Origin of the sequence: Chroococcidiopsis sp. SAG 2025, from assembly GCF_032860985.1 — a bacterium.
Classification (GTDB): Bacteria; Cyanobacteriota; Cyanobacteriia; order Cyanobacteriales; family Chroococcidiopsidaceae; genus Chroococcidiopsis.
The window spans coordinates 1-12480 of sequence record NZ_JAOCNC010000014.1; the positions used below are offsets into that span (position 1 = coordinate 1).

Genomic DNA, 12480 nt, shown 5'->3' on the forward strand with positions numbered 1-12480 from the left:
AATTAGGGGATGTGGTGTGGTGGTCGATGACGGGGACGAGAGGTGCTATGGGGCGAAATGACTTCAAAAAAACTGCCAGATTATTTCATTTTAGTGGCAACATGAGCCACTATTTTGCTATAAAGTGGCGAGGGGTAGTTGGCAGCTGATTTTTAGCTCTTGAATAAAAATATTTCATCGAGTTGTTTGACTCTAATTCTCGAAAAAACTGCCACATTTTTACAAGAGAGTGGCAAGTATAGCCACTTCGTTCTATTTATAGTGGCGTTTTTTTGGTGAGTTTTCTTGAGTATAAATACTGATTTTTCTGGGAGTTGAGATGAGCGATAAAGACTTCGTTGATTTTACTTTTCGGTATCGTCCTAACACTGATAGCCCTGATGGAATTTTATTTCGCTACCTGCAAAGCTTTAAACCAACTAAGCGCCGTCACATGATCTTGAAAGCTCTCCGCGCTTTCTACTTAGTGGCAGCTTATGGAGCGGTGGAAGAGTTTCACGAGTTTGAGCAGGTGAAAGATTTGGTCGAGCTACTCGAAAAGACTTATGGAGAAGGCGTTGATGGCACTATTAAAGACTCGTTGAGTTTCAACATCGATCTTGAAGTGAGTTATATGGGAATGTCTTCGCTGCCTGAAACTTTGGAGTCGGATGAAGATGAATAGAATTCGGTGACGAGACGCGAATGAATTCACCAACGCGCTCCCACTGTAGGGAGAAAACTATTGAATCCGCCCGGTGGAATCTTTGCCTGCGCGAATTACCCCAATTATCCCCAATATTGGGGCAATCATACCCACAATTACCTCAATGCTACCCGCTATTACCCCACTCAGACCCGCTATTACCCCAATTGTCTTTCTGGGTCAAAAACCACGACTACTACCAAGCGTTACCAACTGGTACCGTGCGTGGTACCAATTGGTAGCTGTTGGTAGTTGTTAAGAGTAGTTTTCCGCCCCAACCGCGATTAGCATTATTGAATAGTCGAAATCTCACACGCTTTTCTTGATAACGCATCTTGGGTGTTGGGTGAGAAGCGAGTGGACGCTCGTTGCAATTGCGCTTTTAAAGAGCGCATGGAATCGTTAACCATTACTCCTACCAATGCAACTGCGGCACGCGCACGATCTATTCAGGAAATTATTCGGGAATTACTAGGGAAAGTTGGTGGCACTTCACTCAGATTCTTGAGAAATTCTGCCATTTATTGAGAATCAGCCAACCTTCATTGACTCTACTTGGGGCAAGGTAGGGAATTATTCGGGAAAATCTAGGGAAAGTTAGTGGCAGCTCTAGCTACATAAAAACAGCTAGTTAAAGCGAATGACTTGTGTTGTCGTTTCATTGTCGTTTCATTGTCGTTTCATTGTCGTTCATGCACTGCTTGAGACCGAAAAAACTAGGGCGAGTGACATTGGTTGTCGTTTCATTGTCGTTTCATTGTCGTTTCATTGTCGTTTCGTCGTCGTCAGTACGTCGTCGCATCGTCGTTCATGTACCGCTTGAGACCAAAAAGACAACAGCGAGTGCATAACTACGTCGTCCCATCGTCGTCTCATCGTTACTTCACCACCTGTTTTCCGGCTTGCCTAAACGCGGGTGAAAGCGTTAGAGAACGGACACTTCCTTTTGGGGCATCAATCGAGCAGTCCAATTGCAGCCCAATTGCAGCCGCTCTTACAGTCCAATTACAGCGACTAATCACCAGTTGATTCAGATCAAATACAGTCCAATTGCAGTCGCTTTCGCTTTGACCAACGACTCCTGCCGGAGCGATTGTGGAAGGCGACCTTCCACGCCATCCCTCACCACTGCGCCCCTCCTTGCAGTCGGGGCTACGGAGGCTCCTAATCGTCGCAGCACCTGTCGCTCCAATTGGAGCTGAAAAACACCGCTCAAAGCTATACTGTGACTAGCTTTGGAGCTAATAAATTTGAGCGACGGGCGCGACTGCCGTGAGCGCGTGTTCTTTGGCAGTTAGAGTCATGTAGAAGGTGAGGAGCTTTGGGTTGGTGGGAAATATTTCGGGCGCTCTCCTGTCCCCAACTGCCATCCCGTTATCTTGGTTAAGTATTTTTCTTCTGTCATCCTTTCTGTTTCTGCCTGCCGCTTCAATGTGGTTGGGGATATATCCAGGCGGCGCATGATTTCTGTTTTACTCAACCCCTCTCTGGCTTCTTTGACTGTGTAGGTGAATTGTCCGCTACTGATACTAGTGTTCTCTGCCAAATGATCTTCTACACCTGTTGCTAGGCTTCTAGCTCCAGCGGCGATGAGGGCTTCTCTCACCAACTGCATCTGAATTTCTAGCTTCGCTAGCCTGGGCGGTAGGTTTTCTTCTTCTAGAGCGGTTACTCTGGGAGCGAGATCGGTGTCTCCGAGGGGGCGACCGTCTTTTTTGAGGAAGTGTTCTACTATCAGCGATACAGCTTGAGAGACTGAGCGCTGGTAGTTGTCATCCATCCATTTCTTGAGCTGCTCTAGTACTTCCTTTGGTAAATAGGTGGTGACTTGTACGCTCTTTTTTTCCGATTCTTCCATACATTGCTCCTACTGCTTGTCCATGTATAACCAATGTGGATTAACTGTTGATTGCATCTTCAAAGCATGGTTATGACTGCTTAACCAGTCAAAAACAATGTGGTACAGCTTTTGAGCGCATTGATTTAACATAAGTTGAATTTGCTAGTCAAGTCATAAGCCATGTGCTATTAATGTTGAACACATGGAACTAGCATAACTAACTACTGTTAATGCCATTTATGTTTATGTGCTAAAACATTGCGGTCATTTAAATTTACTGCTATTTTGACTGAGAACAAGTTGGTTTAAACTTGGTGGTCGCTGTAGAGTGATGTGACAGTAGTTTGGTTCTTAGGCAAGGGTGCGCTCGCCTACGCTGTTCTAGGAAGGCTTGACCTCTGGTAGTAGGTCTGGATTGGCTCTAGCCCAAGCTAATACCTCATCCATCAAAACTGGTTTGCCCGACTCCCAAAGAAATCGCATTTTAGCAATGGTTTCCCGTTGCTCTCGCTCTTGGGGGCTGAATTTTCTTCCCTCAATTCCAGACTGCGATTGAACTGCTTTTTTAGCGTGTTGTATGGCAATTAGCCGGATTTTGATGAGGCGGCGAATGGTTTGCGTGTCAGCTGGAGCCGCTGAGTGCAGCCGTGAATTTTCACTGTTTGGAGCCGCCTTGGGAGCCGATGAGTGCAATTCCCAGCCTTCTTTGGATGATGATGGGGTCTGTGGTACATACAGGCTGGATAAACTTGGCTGGTTCTGGCGATGGCAATCTTCTATCGACACACTCCCCCCAAAAGACTCTCTCCTTTGCAGTGAGGTAGATTGCTCGTGTAGCTGCTCTGGTGCGACAATGGTGGTAGCATCCACGATGCCAGATGCGTCGATTGATAAGTCTGGTTTATGGAATTTTTCTGCCGCGCTGCCGGAAATAGGGGATTTGTAATTCTTATCAGATAGGCTATTTGATTCTGTTGGTAAAGAGTTAGAAGAATTTAAAGAGTTTAATGAATTAGCTTCTGACTCAGTGGAATTGGGTTGGGGATCTTCTTTTGCCTGTGGCAAGCACGGTATACAAAAACCCTTCATTAAGGGGGGGGGTGTGTAATTATCGGACAAAGCTTGCTGTGGTAAGGCTTGTGGCTCAGGCTGCTCGTCCCAAGGGTCGGGAAGAATCGGGTAGGATTGAGCCGCTGGAGCGGCTGGAATCGGCTCATAGCAATCTATTACACACTTTTGGGCTTGTAGGTGGTAGTGGTCGGGATGCCACAGTCCTAAGTATTTAGGCTTATGCAGTGTGGTTTGACTGATGCCGATTCCCGTCAGGTGCTTGGATGCGGCAATAATGGCAGAACTCCTAGCTGTGGCAGTTGCGGGGAGATTGCCCGACGACTCTAGGTGTGCTACTGCAACAGTAATGCGCTTTTGTGCTTCGGCGCTCTTGCTGGCGTTGAAGCTAACTATGTTGTTCTCGGCTGCTGGGCAATCGTTAGCTAGTTCCTGGTGGAAATGGAGAGCGTAGGTTCCATAGCGGCAAGGCTCTGACCCTTTGGGCCAGTAATACGCCTCCACGCATCGGCTCCAGTCAGAGACTCGGCGGTGAATTTCCTGCTGGTGGCGGCAAAACTGCTCGTATCCAGGGGCGTTCAAAGCTGTCTGCACCGTGTAGTCAATCAGATCAAAGCCCGACAGCCGCAGGAATACTCGCCCGTAGGTGGCAATGTCCTTGATTAAGCCGTTGGTTTGTGAAAAAGCTGTCCAGCCCGTGCTGATCCGACGCTCTAGATGCCGTCGCCAAGTCTCTACTCTACCACTACTCCCAAACCCGCTTGACACGGTTTGGCGAGACCAACTTCGTCCTATAACTGGAGTTAATAGCTTGAGGTTTTGTTGTGCGGCGGCGGTGTTGAATTCACCCAGCAGATCCTCAACGCTATCAGAGTATGGCTCTAGCATTGCGTCTAGCAGGTACGAGCCTGATTCTGGCTGTAGCGGTAGCCGATGGCACTTATACTGCACGAAGTTGCCATCCGAGCCATAGCTTTTGGTATTGGGGAAAGTTTCCAGCTGACCGTCTCCTAGCAGAATGCCTTTGTCAAACAGCGTCCATTTGACAGCACAAGCGATACCGAAACTGGAGATGGCTTTGGGTAGTGGGTAGTAGATGTGCAACCCCTCGCTCCAACTGGAACGGATGACAACGGGGCTATTCAACCCAATAGAGCGCAGAATTGCCAGTATCTCGGCATACTTAGCTTCGTCGTTGAGCGGGTGATACTTGCTTCCACGGTCTATGTCTATGACCAAGTAGCGCGTAAATTTCTTGAAGCCAACTCCTAGCAGTTCTAGGGGGTCGGCGTGCCGCTGCCACAGTTCCAATGGTTGGATTGGGTAGGGTTCAGTTGTCCAGCGGGTTTTCTCTCCTGGCGCAGGTAAGTCACTTCTGATGAAATTCCAACCCCTGCTATTGGACCAAAACCACTTGCAAAACTCTGCCCCTACTGGGTCGGTGGGGAAGACTGGGGGGAAGATTTTTTTCTTTCTCGGAGGCAGCTTCATGCCGACCTCCTCTTCGGACTGTTGGGTCGGCTTCCAGAACGGCTAGACAGCCACTTGTATTTGTTCTCTTGGGCATCGTCAAAGCGGGTCTGCCAGCCAATGATGCGCCCATGCACATCAAAAACGTAGCCAGGTGCAACGGCGACATCGTGGCGGCAGTGAATTAGCCCCGTGTGGGTGTTTTCTTGGCAGTCACGTCGAGCGCCAGAGCAGATGGGGCAATTTCTCTTTAGTGGGCGGAATGTGGATGGCATCACTTGATAATGCCAAATCCGCCAAGCCCGCGTTGGAAAGTTGATCTATTTATCTATTACTCCGAGCTGTTTTAAAAAGCTAAAACTCTTATGTAGTCAGGGTTTCAAAAATGGATTGTCGGGGGATGTGGATGGTTTTGTCGGGGGATGTGGATGGTTTTGTCGGGGGATGTGGATGGTTTTGTTTTAAAGCTCAAACTTATGTACGGTAATGATTTCAAGCTAATTTTTTGGGTTATTTTTTTTAAAACAAAGCTAAAACAGAAAACCAGCCAACCACGGGTAATAATCGGCTGGTAGTTTGGAACTGTTAAGTAGCAATACTCAATCTTGGATATCCAGAAGATTTCGGATCTGGGCGGCTAGTTCTGGATTGACGGTGCGTTCACCCCGTTCAACAAGGGAGATCAGGTTTTGAGACACGCCAAGAACACCAGCCAGCTTAGCCTGAGTCCAGCCTTTTGCTTTTCGGGCTTCTCTAACTTGGCTGCTAGTCAAGGTGGTGCTAGGAGCTGGCTTCAGCTTTGCTTTGGACTGTAATGGTTCTACCTTAAGTTTTACCTTGGATGCTATGAGTTCAGGGATAGGAGTGGGGGGCTTGATAGTTAACTTCGCATCCAGCAGATTATCTAGGTAGCCTTTAGGCTTCTTATCCTTGGATTCTGGTCTTAGCCCTTCGGGGTAGGTTTCTGAGTCAAAAGCGATCTGCCAGCCCAGCTTGAGCAGTAGCTTCATTGCATTATCCCAACGCTGCTTTAGGTCATAGGCTTTGCGGCGGTCTAACCGAGCGTTATCTATAACCGATTTAGGGAATGTAATTTCTAATAGCTCCCGTACTTTGTACTTTCCATCAAGGCGAACCCGACTATCCAATGTTAGATATATAGCCAGCCTTAGCGCGAGTTCATCATGGTAAGGATCGATTTTCAAAACTTGCTGGGCTAAGTAGCCAAACTGATATAAAGCTTCCCGCGATTTGGCTCCAGCTCGGTTCAAAAAATCTTGAGTCCACAATCCTGGCTGTATTGTGATGTAGACTTCATCAGGATTGTCTATCTTCCCTTCAAAATTAAACTGACCGATAGGTTTAATCTGGACGTTCCACATTCTTCCTACAGGAGCGCTACCTATAATTTGTCCTTTTTTGTTTCTCCCCTCCACCCAAACAGCCTTGACTATCAAACAATCAAGGGCAAAGGCTGTGGTAGCAATCTCTAGCAGCTTTTCTGATTTTGGTTTTTTGTGATTTTTATCCCAGCCAAATTCCTGGATGATATCGCTTGCTTTCAGATTAAATTTACTTTCCCAAGGTTTCTCCTGTTTCATAGCATGGGCAGCAAAAATCAGGTGGAGCTTGGCAGTTGTAAAGCCAAACTTATCAATAATTTGTTGAGCTTCATCCCAAGGAAGCATGGTAATATCGCCTGGGCTAGAGATGTAATGCTCAATGTAATTTTTGGGGTTCCCTTTAGCTCTATGGTGCAAATAGGCTATGCCGTTCTCATTCTTTTGCCATAAGTCTTTTCTTATGTAAGCTTCAATGCTGGAAAACATTACGGCTGATGAGGGGATAGGAACTATGGAATGAAGCTGTGGTTCTGTAACTGGTATTGCTGACGAAAGCACATTGTCAGCTATACTTTCCAAAGCTGTGTTTTGTTCTAAATCAGCCGTAAAGCTCTCTACTATCTGTGCGGCGATTTCTTCTACATAGGCTTCATCTCCAGAGCGAACAGGCTGACCCCATGTATCTTTAATCAATCTGATAGCCGTATCTCTAGCTAGTTCCTTAATGCCTTCTAAGAAGCCAGCTCGTAACGCCTCTATCAATTGTTCCCTTTCAACAAATAAACTTGTATCAATTTCCGCACTAATATTAATCTGATTAATTGGAGCAGATTTTTCTGAATTACTGAGATTCAGGATAAATTTAGTTAGGTTGCTTTTAGAATTAGTAGAGTCTATCATAGCCCCAGTTAAGTTTTATAATCTTTTACTTTAAATAAACATAATTTTATCTCAACTAAGCCTTTTTTTATTCTAATTTTGCAAAATTTTTCCCAATAAAGCGACTTTAGCTTGTTCTACTTTCAAAGCATTAGAGAAAAATTCACTCCCTAAATTTGACTGTTTTCAATTATTTGCACTAACACGGTAGAAAGATTCTTTGTGAACCCCAGAACGGGGAGTAAGCCATGCTCGTTTGACTCGTTTTTGAATTCGCCAATAGAGTTTTTTGCTACATCCGCCCCAATTAACTCAGAGGGATATGAACAATTCGGTCTTGATATTCATTTTCATTTCCTGCCAAAGCAATTAGAATTAAGTCATCAAGGACTTGCCCGATTTCTGCTCTGGGACGCAGGACGAAAATTCCTGGGATCTGGTGTCCTTGGGCTAGATGCTCTGCCAAATGTACGGGCATGGAACTGCGGTTATTTGTGACCAAAATAAAGTTGTTGATCTCACACCACAACAGAATTTCTGGATCTAATGTGCCTGTAGGGGGAACTCCAGGCTCTCCAATCATCCAAACGATTAGATCGCTTTGGCGACGGAGAAGCTGCACTTTATACAGGGGAGGTAAGTTTTCATCCAGTAAATAATTAATGCTCATTTAAAACCTGTGTGGCTGCTCCTCGCTCTGCTTTCAACTTGCGAAGTCTGACTACAAAGGCAGGCGGATTTTCATCCTGCTCTCGCTCTGATTTCAGGCAATACTCTAACCAATCAGCAATGTACTTACTAATAGTTTCTTTGTTATGCAGGTAATAGAGAATTGTGGCGTAGACTTGTTCTAATGTAATGGAAGGGTAAGTTTGGGCGATTTCTTCTGGAGTCCGAGCGCGATAAATGTACTCATATAGAATGGTTTCAATCCCGATACGGGAGCCAGCCAACCGAATGTCATTGGGTGCGAGAAAGTTGAAGTAATCTTCTAGTTGCATCGGTTAATACTCCTTTTTGAATAATGGTAGAGTTGTCGATTATCCAGTCTCTAAGGGTGTGATTTTTGCGCTCGCAACCGTGTAGAGTATTAGCAATTAGTTTCTGTTCCTTACTTTTGTTCATCCTCTGGCAGATAAGGAATTAAACCTTGGCGGAATGCCTCTTGTTGGAATTCACGCGGGGCATTACGGACATCCACAATCAAGCCATTGATTGAGACCATCCAGGCTAGGGGATTTTTGTCTATGTTACTTGGGACACACCACTTTGGGTCCATTTGGTACATATCCATCGCGTCTCGCACCTGCTTGGACTTGGCTGAGCCTGTACTCTGGCTCACCCCAAACTGCTGGTAAATTTCACTAGCACTCATGTGGGGTGTTTGGCTTGGGTCAAACAGAAAATTCACCATGCCTAGTGCATGGACGATACCGCAAGCCCAAGTGTTAACCTTGCCTTTCACTAAGGGTGAAGGACGTTTCCGACTCAACGCCGCTGCCAGTTTTCGGCACAGTTGGGCATATTCTTCGTTGAGATGCTTTTGGCAAAAGGTATCGGTGAGGCTGACGATTTCCTCAAATTTGGCTTGCATTTGCTTCGGAACTCGTTCGGCACTCTGTTGGCTCATGCAATTCTCCTAGTAGTTGCCACTCCTGTAAACTACTTTAGTTTTTGTGCAGCCGCCTGTAGTAGGTAAAGCGGCTAATTCCCAAAGATTCGCAGCTCTGGGTAATTGGAGCAATAGTGGCTTTCGCTGTTATGAGCCGCCATTACCCCTTAGAGCGGCGCTCTTGTTTTAACTCCCCGAATCGCGCCGGATCGATCGATCGATTCGGCACGATTATTTGCTATCAAAATATCAAGATAGTTTGCTATCATTACCCCCATCAGGCGATCGCGCTCCTTTGAACTAACGTGGAATCGCTTCTTGACACATCTGGCAAGCGGGTGAGATAACTGAGCTATCTTGCTATCAAAATATCAAAATAGTAAATGAAAGTAGTCAGCCTGTTGTCCCGTAAAGGGGGGTCAGGAAAATCAACCCTGAGCCTACACTGGGCTGTCGAGGCAGAGCAAGCTGGTCGGCGAGTTGTTTTGGCAGACATGGACGTGCAAGGATCGTGTTCGTCATGGTTTGCCAAACGCCCAGCCCAAACCCCACTGCTGATTCAGTCCCAACCTGGGACGATTGAAGAACACATAGAGGCTTGCCGTGCTGATGGCATAGACCTAGTGTTCATCGACACCCCTCCCGACATTGACACCAAGGCAGTTCATGCAGCGCGGGTTTCAGATCTAGTGGTTATTCCCACACGACCTTCGGTGTTGGACTTGGAAGCTATTGGTGGCACGGTGGAATTGCTACGGGGGATTGGCAAACCAGCAGTGGTTGTTCTTAATCAGGCTCCTGCTCGCTCAGGAGTGACTGAAGAAGCTAGAACCGCCCTGGCTGGCTATGGTTTACCCATCTGTCCTGTAGCTATCCTGAATCGAATTGCCTTGAGTCGCGCCTTGATTGATGGTCGAGTAGCAAAAGAGATTGAGGCAGAAGGAAAAGCAGCAGCAGAAATTCTTGGAAGCTGGCAATGGATACAACAACTATTAGGAGAGTAAGCGAGCATGGCGAAAAAAACACCTAGCCTAGCAGACCTGACGCTAAACAAGGGAGCAGGATCGCCCGTGAGGGCGGGGCTTTCACCCACAGAAGAGCCAGAACAATCCCCAAAGCGCAAAGGACAGACATTGCGTTTGGATGAAGGGGCATGGAAACAACTCAAACACCTGGCTACCGATAAAGGGGTGTCCGCTCACGATCTGCTGATTGAAGCAGTTAATGACCTATTTCGCAAATACGGGAAGCCACCGATAGCTTGATAGCAAACTATCAAACTATCAAACTGATGCAACACGAACGGAGTTCGGTTCAAGACCTCAAACCCTACTTCTAAAGACATTCAGCTATTCAAAAGCGGTGACAATCGGTGATACTATTTTGCTACTTTGCTATCAAACTAGCAAATTTTCTTAGTCAAAACTGCCTTCTTCACCGCGAGAAACTTTTCACGGCTCGTAAGGAATATGCAATAGCTGGACGGCTTGCTGCTTGGCTTCCTCCCCCCGCAGATCGTATTTTTGGGTAGTGGCTGGATCGGCGTGTCCGGCAAGACGGCTGGTAGTTATAACATCAGCACCAGCAGTTAATAAATTACTAATGAAGGTGCGCCGGAAATCGTGAGGAGAAAAAGCAGCGACTAGAGCTTGTTTTGCCCGTCTTTGCAGCATCATCATTACCGCCTGGTCAGTCATCTTCCGCAGCTCGATCTGACCGCCGCGCCTAATCGGACAAATCAGAGCGCCCTGTGCATCGCCTCTGACTTTGAGCCAGTCAGAAACCGCAGCGACAGCGCCCTTTGGCAGGTAGACTGTGCGAGATTTACTTCCCTTGCCCTTGCGGACAATCAACGCACCCGTTTCGGGGCTGAAGTCAAGCAATTCTAGAGCCACAAGCTCTGAGCGCCGCAATCCAGAGCCACTTAAAATCGCAATGATTGCCGCATCTTTAGCACCCGCTGGTGTAGGATCATCCTTACAAACTTTCAGGAGAGCTGCAATTTCACTGGTTTTTAAGATTCGTCCTCTTTGAGGGGAATCGCCCCGCACGTTGGGAATATCCGCCGCACGAGCATAATCATCGGCACTCATCAACCCCAACCGCTGGGCTTCTTTCAAAGTGCGTCGCAAGGCACAGAGCATTCGGTTGACTGTAGCGGGACTGTATCGTTCCATCAACACGGCTCGGAGCGCCGCCGTGTGTTGATATTTTAGAGCAGCCCAGTCCAAAGTCAGCGCGTCGCACTGTCCGTTGGTCAACAGTCGAGCGATCGCCCCAAGCGCCTTACCCATAGTTCGCCGCGAGCCAGGAGTCAAACTAGATAGATAGACCGCAGCGGGTTGCAGTGTGAGTGGGGTGGCGCACTTTAAAACTAGGTTAGATGGTGACGTGCTCGATTGTGTCATTACGGGCGGGCGCAATGGGTTAGGTAAATTTGAGTTTCCATAACCTATTCAACCAGAGCGCTCTACCGCTTGCCAATTCAATTGCGCTCAATAGACAAATCAATTTGGCGCGTGCCTCGAATGTCCCTAACTTCACTCATGTGTCGAGTGTTGATAGATTTGACGCAATTCTTCCATTGTGTTCGCTGTTTTCAGCCCTTCTAGAATTGCTTCTAATAGGTTCACGTCAGTAATCCGAGAGATTTCCGGCTTAAGGCTATTGCCAGAATTGCCAAATTTCAGCTCCAAGCCCAGGAATATACCTTTTAGCAGTCCTTGTCTAATACCACTTCTCTCTACACTTGTGATGTATGGCATCTGCCTCTCCGACTCTAATTGCTGTATTTGCTGCTGAAACTCTTGCTCTAATTCTTCAGGTAAGCTCATCACGAGCGTCAATAAACCCGAAGAGATTGATGACATCCTCCCGCTCATAGCCCAGCGAATACAGCCGTCGGGTAATAGCTAGCTTACTCGCAAAACGCCCAGTTGCATCTCTTGCGTGTTTCTTGCGCCTTCAAATGCGCCATGACCACCGTAGCAAAAGGGTTGCGGCTGGCTTCTAACGCTGACCACTGTTGTTTGTAGTAAGCGCAATTTCACTATGGGAAACTTGAAATTGACTTCACAACCCCATAGCTCATAGCCAAACTGATTTGGTTTCCAGCTTCTTCGCTCGTCACCCAGCACGGCTAGACTCACCACTGTCCGCTTGTAACGGTCATAAATGCGGTAGTTGTACACATACATCCGCTCGGGCTTTGCCGCTTTCCGGCTGACTCTGGACTTCTAGATGAATTAAAACCCAAGCTTCTTCACCGCCTTGAAGATAAATCTTGACTAGCTTATCGACCAGCCGCCGCCCTAGTTCTGCATCCCGCACGACTTGTTGCAGTTCTGTGTCGAGAAATTCATAGCCTAGTCTCCACTCAATCTCCCCATGAGCTTGCGGGAAAAAGAATCGGATAAAGTCTTCAAAATAGCGCTCGATTGCGTCTTTCCAAGGGCTGTCAAAAGGGATCGGGGATTGGGTCATGGTTAGTGCTTTGTGACTCGTCGGCTATTGCCTTGCACTGTGATTAAATATCAGACCTAGTTGCCAGATACTATCTGAGCAGTATGATACAGTATATGTG

General features: G+C 47.0%; 12 protein-coding genes and 1 pseudogene. 4 read left to right on the forward strand and 9 right to left on the reverse strand.

What is annotated here, in order from left to right:
* Positions 1-319: 319 nt before the first annotated feature.
* Complete coding sequence (locus N4J56_RS40535) at positions 320-664, forward strand: hypothetical protein (protein ID WP_317112716.1); 345 nt, start codon at positions 320-322, stop codon at positions 662-664.
* Between the two features lie 1321 nt (positions 665-1985).
* Here N4J56_RS40535 and N4J56_RS40540 read toward each other — a convergent pair.
* From N4J56_RS40540 to N4J56_RS40570, 7 genes are all read right to left on the reverse strand, one after another.
* Entirely contained in the window at positions 1986-2543 is a 558-nt protein-coding gene (locus N4J56_RS40540) for a hypothetical protein (protein WP_317112717.1), read from the reverse strand.
* Between the two features lie 363 nt (positions 2544-2906).
* Positions 2907-5084, reverse strand: coding sequence for a hypothetical protein (locus N4J56_RS40545; protein ID WP_317112718.1), 2178 nt, complete (start codon positions 5082-5084; stop codon positions 2907-2909).
* Positions 5081-5341, reverse strand: coding sequence for a hypothetical protein (locus N4J56_RS40550; protein ID WP_317112719.1), 261 nt, complete (start codon positions 5339-5341; stop codon positions 5081-5083). The genes N4J56_RS40545 and N4J56_RS40550 overlap by 4 nt, the downstream gene beginning before the upstream one ends.
* 321 nt (positions 5342-5662) lie before the next feature.
* Positions 5663-7306: a helix-turn-helix transcriptional regulator gene (locus tag N4J56_RS40555; protein ID WP_317112721.1), complete on the reverse strand. Its 1644-nt coding sequence runs from the start codon at positions 7304-7306 to the stop codon at positions 5663-5665.
* A 286-nt stretch (positions 7307-7592) separates the two neighbouring features.
* Positions 7593-7955 carry a DUF5615 family PIN-like protein gene (locus N4J56_RS40560; protein ID WP_317112722.1) on the reverse strand — a complete coding sequence of 121 codons (363 nt, stop codon included), beginning with the start codon at positions 7953-7955 and terminating at the stop codon, positions 7593-7595.
* Entirely contained in the window at positions 7945-8286 is a 342-nt protein-coding gene (locus N4J56_RS40565) for a DUF433 domain-containing protein (protein WP_317112723.1), read from the reverse strand. Before N4J56_RS40565 ends, N4J56_RS40560 begins: the two co-directional genes overlap by 11 nt.
* Before the next feature lie 110 nt (positions 8287-8396).
* Positions 8397-8915, reverse strand: coding sequence for a DUF6398 domain-containing protein (locus tag N4J56_RS40570; protein ID WP_317112724.1), 519 nt, complete (start codon positions 8913-8915; stop codon positions 8397-8399).
* 116 nt (positions 8916-9031) lie between these two features.
* On the opposite strand from N4J56_RS40570, the gene N4J56_RS40575 reads away from it, so the two are divergent.
* From N4J56_RS40575 to N4J56_RS40585, 3 genes are all read left to right on the forward strand, one after another.
* Complete coding sequence (locus N4J56_RS40575; RefSeq protein ID WP_317112725.1) at positions 9032-9196, forward strand: hypothetical protein; 165 nt, start codon at positions 9032-9034, stop codon at positions 9194-9196.
* Positions 9197-9280: 84 nt separating this feature from the next.
* Positions 9281-9901, forward strand: coding sequence for an AAA family ATPase (locus N4J56_RS40580; RefSeq protein WP_039718890.1), 621 nt, complete (start codon positions 9281-9283; stop codon positions 9899-9901).
* Between the two features lie 6 nt (positions 9902-9907).
* Positions 9908-10162 carry a CopG family transcriptional regulator gene (locus N4J56_RS40585; protein WP_317112729.1) on the forward strand — a complete coding sequence of 85 codons (255 nt, stop codon included), beginning with the start codon at positions 9908-9910 and terminating at the stop codon, positions 10160-10162.
* A 186-nt stretch (positions 10163-10348) separates the two neighbouring features.
* On the opposite strand, the gene N4J56_RS40590 is transcribed toward N4J56_RS40585, so the two are convergent.
* Both N4J56_RS40590 and N4J56_RS41800 read right to left on the reverse strand, forming a co-directional pair.
* Complete coding sequence (locus N4J56_RS40590) at positions 10349-11305, reverse strand: tyrosine-type recombinase/integrase (RefSeq protein ID WP_410500882.1); 957 nt, start codon at positions 11303-11305, stop codon at positions 10349-10351.
* 132 nt (positions 11306-11437) lie between these two features.
* Positions 11438-12380 (reverse strand): annotated as a pseudogene (locus tag N4J56_RS41800) (cytosolic protein).
* Between the last annotated feature and the right edge of the window lie 100 nt (positions 12381-12480).

What these genes read in the sequence shown, in the direction of transcription:
- N4J56_RS40535 (WP_317112716.1), top strand. Translation starts at nt 320, where the DNA reads ATGAGCGATAAAGACTTCGTTGATTTTACTTTTCGGTATCGTCCTAAC.
- N4J56_RS40540 (WP_317112717.1), bottom strand. Translation starts at nt 2,543, where the DNA reads ATGGAAGAATCGGAAAAAAAGAGCGTACAAGTCACCACCTATTTACCA.
- N4J56_RS40545 (WP_317112718.1), bottom strand. Translation starts at nt 5,084, where the DNA reads ATGAAGCTGCCTCCGAGAAAGAAAAAAATCTTCCCCCCAGTCTTCCCC.
- N4J56_RS40555 (WP_317112721.1), bottom strand. Translation starts at nt 7,306, where the DNA reads ATGATAGACTCTACTAATTCTAAAAGCAACCTAACTAAATTTATCCTG.
- N4J56_RS40560 (WP_317112722.1), bottom strand. Translation starts at nt 7,955, where the DNA reads ATGAGCATTAATTATTTACTGGATGAAAACTTACCTCCCCTGTATAAA.
- N4J56_RS40565 (WP_317112723.1), bottom strand. Translation starts at nt 8,286, where the DNA reads ATGCAACTAGAAGATTACTTCAACTTTCTCGCACCCAATGACATTCGG.
- N4J56_RS40570 (WP_317112724.1), bottom strand. Translation starts at nt 8,915, where the DNA reads ATGAGCCAACAGAGTGCCGAACGAGTTCCGAAGCAAATGCAAGCCAAA.
- N4J56_RS40580 (WP_039718890.1), top strand. Translation starts at nt 9,281, where the DNA reads ATGAAAGTAGTCAGCCTGTTGTCCCGTAAAGGGGGGTCAGGAAAATCA.
- N4J56_RS40585 (WP_317112729.1), top strand. Translation starts at nt 9,908, where the DNA reads ATGGCGAAAAAAACACCTAGCCTAGCAGACCTGACGCTAAACAAGGGA.
- N4J56_RS40590 (WP_410500882.1), bottom strand. Translation starts at nt 11,305, where the DNA reads ATGACACAATCGAGCACGTCACCATCTAACCTAGTTTTAAAGTGCGCC.